We start from the raw sequence: 575 nt of genomic DNA on the forward strand, positions 1-575 counted from the left end.
ATTCTCAACAATTGGGTTCTCCGTACTGCGACGACATTCGTATTCACCACGTCCCACCCGTCAGCCTGGAGCTCCAGATATTCTTTCGGAGAGAAAATTTGCGACCCTTTTCTACTTCTAGAAAATGAATTAATATTCTTCTCAGATTGAGTACCGATAAGCCAAGAAGAACAAAGCATCGATGATTGAGGATACTCTTCTGCAAGCTCATACAGATCGTTTAAGTGACCTTCAAACCATTCGTCATCAGCATCAAGAAAAGCAACCCATTCACTACACGCTTCCCTTATCCCCAAATTTCTTGCAGCATATCCCCCTCCTCCAGCTGAGTCACGCTTAAATAAACGGATTCTGGGATCCTTATACTTTTCTAACACTTCCGAGCTTCTGTCTGTTGATGCGTCATCAATCAGTATTAACTCGAAGTCCTCAAAGGTTTGTGCTAAAGCTGACTCGATAGCGCGCGCGATGTGGGGTCGCTTATTATGAACAGGAATTACAACAGTGAAGGTATATTTATTAATAATCACCTAATTCAAACTCCCGTTTAGAATAATTTATCGACCTTGTAAGAC

1 protein-coding gene is annotated in these 575 nt (G+C 41.9%); it reads right to left on the reverse strand.

Annotation, left to right across the window (positions count from 1 at the left end; translation table 11 throughout):
• A partial coding sequence (locus FY251_RS20780) for a glycosyltransferase family A protein (protein WP_148416851.1) occupies window positions 1-530 on the reverse strand: 530 nt, incomplete at its 3' end.
• Window positions 531-575 lie beyond the last annotated feature (45 nt).

The organism is Haloferax sp. KTX1 (genome assembly GCF_902410085.1).
Lineage (GTDB): Archaea > Halobacteriota > Halobacteria > Halobacteriales > Haloferacaceae > Haloferax > Haloferax massiliensis.